This is a genomic window from Amycolatopsis sp. (assembly GCF_036008905.1).
Classification (GTDB): domain Bacteria; phylum Actinomycetota; class Actinomycetes; order Mycobacteriales; family Pseudonocardiaceae; genus Amycolatopsis.
Genome location: NZ_DASYMU010000205.1, coordinates 22,912 through 28,911 on the forward strand (window position 1 = coordinate 22,912; position 6,000 = coordinate 28,911).

Consider the following 6,000-nt stretch of genomic DNA (forward strand, 5'->3'; position numbering starts at 1 on the left):
ATCGCGGAGACCGCGCCCCGGACGGCATGAGACCAAGGGCTTGGCAGGGGACTTTCGATGGGGCCTGGCCACGTGATCGCGGAGCGCTACGACGAGCAAACGCTGAGAAATATATCCGGGGGAAACCTTACGCGAACCGCGTGAATCGAGATCAGGAGATCCAATGGCGGATTCTTCCCATGTTCCGATCGCGGACTCGTCGGGCGGTGAAGCGGTCGCTTCACCGCCGGTCGAATCCGAACGTGTGTGGCGGGCCGGCAAGCTCGAACCGATGCCGATCCGCAAACTACCGGAGGCCCCGCCCTCCATCCACCTGCTCGGCCCGACGGTCTTCCTCGTCGCGCTCGGCGTGGGGATGGGCGAGTCCTACATGTGGCCGAGGCTGGTTCTGGTCTTCGGCCCGGAGATCAGATGGCTGTTCCTGATCGGTGTCACCCTCCAAGCCGTGGTCATGCTGGAGATGGCCCGGTACGCGATGGCGACCGGTGAAAGCATCTTCGCCGGGGCGGCACGAGTCTTCAAACCGTTGATGTGGTTCTTCTTCGGGGTCGCGATCCTGGTCTATATCTGGCCAGGTCACCTTTCGGCTGGTGCCGCGGCGTTCGAGGAGATAACGGGCATACCGTGGGTCGTGACAGCCTGCGTTGCCCTGATCCTGGTGGGCATTCTCTTCAGCCTGGCCAGGGTCATCTACAACCTGCTGGAAAACCTGCTCGCCATCCTGATCGGGATCCTGGTCGTCGGTACGGCCGTCATCGCGTCCATGGTGGGGAGCTGGGGTGATCTGACCAGCACGCTCGCCGGGATGTTCGCCTTCGGGTACTTCCCCTCGGAAGCGTTGTCGGCTCAGTGGTTCCCGATCGTCGTCGGCTCGATCGCCTTCGCGGGCCCGTCCGGGATGCAGCAGATGTGGTACACGCTGCACCTGCGGGACAGCGGCGCCGGTATGGGTGCGCACATCCCGAACGTCCAGGGCCTGAGGAACGCCGGCGCCGAAGAGAAGATGCCGTCGCGCGGATTCATGTTCGACACCGAGGACCCCGCCGAGATGGCCAAGTGGAAGGGCTGGCGGCGCTGGGTCACCTTCGACGCCCTGCTCTTGTTCTGGGGCATCACGATGCTGGTGACGGTGTCGTTCACGGTGCTCGCGCAATCGGCGGCGCGGGAGAATCCGGACGTCAAGGGCCTGATCGAAGGTGGCGACCGTGACGCGGCGCTGCTCGCGATGTCGGATGCCTTCGCTTCGGCGGGTGGTCCCATTCTCGGCGGGTTGTTCTTCGGGTTCATCGCCCTGATCGGGATGAACGCGACACTCGGCCTGTTCGACTCGTTCTCGCGGGGCCAGGCGGACATGACGTACTTCTTCATGCCGGGAGCGAAGAAGTTCAAGATGGCCCATCTCTACGCGGGATTCCTGTGGGGCCTGATCACGTTCGGCATTCTGATCCTGCTGTTCGGTCCCGCCGACGGGCCCAGTGGCGTGCTCGACATCCTGGCGTTCCTTTCCACCTTCGCCATGGGTGCCTACTGCATAGTGCTGCTGCTGGTGAACAACCGCATGCTGCCCAAACCGATCCGGCCGAAGATCTGGACCAACCTGATCATCGGCTTCGGCGCGGTCTTCTATCTCGGCATGCTGTTCTTCAGCCTGGTCAAGTTCGGGGTGGTGGTGGGCTGATGCAGGACACCCGGCTCTACCGTCTCTTCGAACTCGCCGTCCCCGGCATCCTCGTCGGCCTCATCGCCGGCGTGACCGCGGGCAGCCTGGCCCTGCTCGTCGGCCAGCCTCCGAACTGGGCGCTGGTGACCGCGATGACCCTGGGTGTGCCGCTGGCCGTGGCCGGTGGCGGGTTCGGGCTGCTCGCGGCCTACGGGAAGGTCAGGATGGGCGGGTTCGCCCCCGCCGCGCTGTACTGGCTGATCGCGTTCCCGGTGGCGAGGCTGCTCCACGAGGTGCTCACGAAGCTGGTGCTCACCGGCGAGCCGGGCCTGCCGCCCGACCCGCTGGGTTTCCTGGCCTTCCAGGGCATCATCAGCGCGGGTTTCGCGATCGGCTTCCTGTGGCTGCACGAGCGGGTCGCGCCGCGGTGGTGGCACAAGGTGGCACCGCATAACGAGCAGGCCGGGGTCGTGTTCGCCCGGTATGCCGTGCACGCGCAGCGGATGGTGAAGGCGAAGCAGGCGAGGTCGAAGCCTCGCCGGCGGGCGAAAGTTTCTTCATTGTGAAGTAGTGAAAGCAATCACCGAGATAAAGTCAGAACGCACGCCCGGCCCGTTACGCCGGGCGTGCGTTCTGCCCATGTTCGAATATCCCCCCGCCGGAGGAATTCATGAACATGCCCACCTGGGTCTGACTCGCCACCATCGGCGGCCTCTGCTCGATGATCTTCTTCGATTTCTACCTGGTGTCCCGGAACCCCCACAAGCCTTCGATGCGGGAATGCACCTTGTGGGTGTCTTTTTATGTCGGATTGGCCGTACTGTTCGGCATCGGCGTCCTCGTGTTCGCGGGCCCGCAATACGGTGGCGAGTTCTGCCAGCCGAATACCAGCAGAAAGTCCTGTCCATCGGGATCGTGCTCGCGCTGGGACTGCGTTGACCAAAGAGCCTTATCTCGTCTTCGCCGCCAACGCCTTCGCCCTTATGGGGCTGCGTCAGCTGTTCTTCCTCATCGGCGGCCTGCTGGACAAGCTGGTGTACCTCAGCGTCGGCCTGGCGGTGGTACTCGGGTTCATCGGGCTGAAGCTGACCTTCGAGGCGCTGCACCACGACGGCGTCAGCTGGGCTCCGGAGATCCCCATCCTCGGTTCACTGGCCATCATCGTCGGCACGCTGGCCGTGACCACGGTGGCGAGCCTGCTGAAATCCCGTTCCGACCGGAACAAGGAGCTGGACGCCGTGATGGACGAGGCCGCGGGACTCGAGACCGAGGAGGCCGGAGAGCGGGGCTGAGCCGGCGGCTCTGGCAGCTCAGTCCCCGCGCGTTAAGACGTCACTTGGACGCCGTGGCCTGCGGCTCACTCAGGGAGCGGCTGCGCAGGTACTGCTCGACGTCGGCTACCTCCTGCTTACGCGACTTCGCGAGAGCGTTGGACAGACCGAGACCGAGGGTGCCACCGTCGGCGCTGTACCCCATCGGGGCGCGCTTCAGGTTTTCCAGGATTTCCTTCCAGGTACGCATGATTGATCTTCACCTCCTTCCGGATAATGAAAGGAAGGCTGAGTTTTCCCAACCCTCCTTTTTCGGGTATTACCCAGTCCCCGTCGGCGCGAACCACTGCGCCGACGGGCCGGGGAGCTCGGGACTACGGCTGCGGTGCCGTCCTGCGGCGGCGGGACCGGACCGGGGTCGGCGGGTCGACCCGGTTGTCCGCCATGTTCGCGCGCTGGTCGAGATAGGACAGCCGGGTGCGCTCGGTGTGCTCGCGCATGATCTTCGAAGCCGTTGTGGCGTCGCCTTTTTCGATGGCGTCGACCAGTTTCGCGTGTTCCTGCCATGACTTCTTGCCGCGGTGGCGCGCGATCGGCGTGTAGTACCACCGGACGCGGCGATCCACCTGTGAAACGAAGTCCAGCAATACCTGGTTTCCGGAGAGCTCGGTGACCAGCCGGTGGAGCGCGGCGTTCGCCGAGACCATGCCGTCGATGTCGTCCGCGGCCAGCGCCGCTTCACCGGCCGCGCAGAGCTGGCGCAGCCGCGCGACACCTTCGGCACCGGCGTGCTCGGCGGCGAGCCGCGCGGATTCCCCTTCGAGCGCGGCGCGGACGGCCAGCAGCTGGTCGACCTCCACGTCCGTGGGGGCGTGGACGAACGCACCGTAACCGGGGCTGAGGTCGACCCAGCCCTCGGAACTGAGGAGCTGCAAGGCTTCGCGGATCGGCTGGCGCGAAACTCCCAGCAGTTCAGCGAGCTCGCTTTCCACCAGATGCTGGCCCGGCTTGAGCTGCCGGGAGATGATCAGCTCCTGCATTGCCTGGTACACGCGCTCACGCAGAGGAACCGGACGATCGATCCGGTGCGCCGACCGGTCTTGCGGTAGCTCGCTCGCTGACATAGGGAAACTCCCGGGCTCGTAATGCCGTGACGTGGGAGTGTTCATCCACGTTCGGTCCACTGACTACAGCATACAATGAACTAAATGTTGCCTTGGGGTGATACCCATCACTACAGCGAGTGATCTCCTGCTCCATCCGCGAGCCCTTTCTTTCCATACTGCATACAGTCTACAATATGTGTCATGGACCTCTACGAGTACCAGGCGAGGGATCTCTTCGCCGCCCATGGCGTACCGGTTCCACCGGGTGCCGTGGCGAACAGTCCGGAAGAAGCCAAGGCCGCGGCCGAGCGCATCGGCAGCCAAGTCGTCGTCAAGGCGCAGGTGAAGGTCGGCGGGCGCGGCAAGGCCGGCGGCGTCAAGCTCGCCAAGACCCCCCAGGAGGCGCAGGAGACCGCGGAAACCATCCTGGGCCTGGACATCAAGGGCCACGTCGTGCGCCGCGTGATGGTGGCACAGGCCTCCCAGATCAACGAGGAGTACTACGTCTCCTTCCTGCTGGACCGGTCGAACCGCACCTTCCTCGCGATGGCGTCGGCCGAGGGTGGCGTCGAGATCGAGGTGCTCGCGGTGGAGCGTCCCGAGGCGCTGGCGAAGGTGCCGATCGACGCGATCGCCGGTGTGGGCAAAGGGAAAGCGGTCGAGATCCTCACCGCGGCGAAGTTCCCCGCCGAGGTGATCGACGAAGCCGCGGACGTCGTGGTGAAGCTCTGGGAGACGTTCGTCTCCGAGGACGCGACGCTGGTCGAGGTGAACCCGCTGGTGCGTGATCCGCACGACCGGATCATCGCGCTCGACGGCAAGGTCACCCTCGACGAGAACGCCGCGTTCCGCCAGCCCGGCCACGCCGGACTCGTCGACGAAGAGGCCGAGAATCCGTTGGAGGCCAAGGCGAAGGCGAAGGACCTCAACTACGTCAAGCTCGACGGCCAGGTCGGCATCATCGGCAACGGCGCGGGCCTCGTCATGTCCACTTTGGACGTCGTGGCGTACGCGGGTGAGAAGCACGGTGGCGTCAAGCCCGCCAACTTCCTCGACATCGGCGGCGGCGCGTCGGCGGCGGTCATGGCGGCCGGGCTCGACGTCATCCTCGGGGACGCCGACGTGAAGAGCGTGTTCGTCAACGTCTTCGGCGGCATCACCGCCTGTGACGCGGTCGCCAACGGCATCGTGGAGGCCCTGCAGATCCTGGGCGACTCCGCCACCAAGCCGCTCGTCGTCCGCCTGGACGGCAACAACGTCGTCGAAGGCCGCGCGATCCTGGCCGAGGCGAACCACCCGCTCATCACCGTGGTGGACACAATGGACAATGCGGCCGACAAGGCCGCCGAGCTCGCGGCCGCGGGGGTATAACCATGTCGATCTTCCTGACCGAGCACAGCAAAGTCATCGTCCAGGGCATCACCGGCGCCGAGGCGACCAAGCACACCGCCAAGATGCTCCGCGCGGGCACGAACATCGTCGGCGGGGTCAACGCCAGGAAAGCGGGCCAGGTCGTCACCATCGAGGGCGAAGAGCTCACGGTGTTCGGCACGGTCGAAGAGGCCATGAAGGAGACCGGCGCGGACGTGTCGGTCATCTTCGTGCCGCCGAAATTCGCCAAAGACGCCGTATTGGAAGCGATCGAGGCGGAAATCGGGCTGGCGGTGGTCATCACCGAAGGCATTCCCGTGCACGACTCCGCGTATTTCTGGGCGCGGGCCGTGGCGAAGGAAAACGTCACGCGCATCATCGGGCCGAACTGCCCGGGCATCATTTCGCCGGGGAAGTCGAACGCGGGCATCATCCCGGCCGACATTTCCGGCCCGGGCAAGATCGGCCTGGTGTCGAAGTCGGGCACGCTGACCTACCAGATGATGTACGAGCTGCGCGAGATCGGTTTCTCCACCGCGATCGGTATCGGCGGGGACCCGGTCATCGGGACCACGCACATCGACGCGCTCGA

7 protein-coding genes are annotated in these 6,000 nt (G+C 65.2%); 5 read left to right on the forward strand and 2 right to left on the reverse strand.

Annotated elements, in window-relative coordinates; all coding sequences use genetic code 11:
- The first annotated feature begins 163 nt into the window (after positions 1–163).
- The 3 genes from VGP60_RS33240 (at position 164) to VGP60_RS41815 (ending at position 2,952) form a co-directional block, all read left to right on the forward strand.
- The gene (locus VGP60_RS33240) at positions 164–1,678 is read left to right on the forward strand and encodes an Nramp family divalent metal transporter (protein ID WP_327552128.1); all 1,515 of its coding nucleotides are present in this window, start codon (positions 164–166) and stop codon (positions 1,676–1,678) included.
- Positions 1,678–2,226 (forward strand): hypothetical protein, encoded by a 549-nt coding sequence (locus VGP60_RS33245; protein WP_327552129.1) that lies wholly within the window; start codon positions 1,678–1,680, stop codon positions 2,224–2,226. Before VGP60_RS33240 ends, VGP60_RS33245 begins: the two co-directional genes overlap by 1 nt.
- Before the next feature lie 369 nt (positions 2,227–2,595).
- Positions 2,596–2,952: a TerC family protein gene (locus VGP60_RS41815; protein WP_414640444.1), complete on the forward strand. Its 357-nt coding sequence runs from the start codon at positions 2,596–2,598 to the stop codon at positions 2,950–2,952.
- Positions 2,953–2,992: 40 nt separating this feature from the next.
- On the opposite strand, the gene VGP60_RS33255 is transcribed toward VGP60_RS41815, so the two are convergent.
- Positions 2,993–3,181 carry a hypothetical protein gene (locus VGP60_RS33255; protein WP_327552130.1) on the reverse strand — a complete coding sequence of 63 codons (189 nt, stop codon included), beginning with the start codon at positions 3,179–3,181 and terminating at the stop codon, positions 2,993–2,995.
- A 124-nt stretch (positions 3,182–3,305) separates the two neighbouring features.
- Entirely contained in the window at positions 3,306–3,983 is a 678-nt protein-coding gene (locus VGP60_RS33260) for a GntR family transcriptional regulator (RefSeq protein WP_327552131.1), read from the reverse strand.
- Positions 3,984–4,238: 255 nt separating this feature from the next.
- On the opposite strand from VGP60_RS33260, the gene sucC reads away from it, so the two are divergent.
- Positions 4,239–5,408, forward strand: a complete 1,170-nt coding sequence (sucC, locus tag VGP60_RS33265; RefSeq protein WP_327552132.1) for an ADP-forming succinate--CoA ligase subunit beta — start codon at positions 4,239–4,241, stop codon at positions 5,406–5,408.
- 2 nt (positions 5,409–5,410) lie between these two features.
- Positions 5,411–6,000: CoA-binding protein (locus VGP60_RS33270; protein ID WP_327552133.1), on the forward strand; the 590-nt coding region annotated here is incomplete at its 3' end.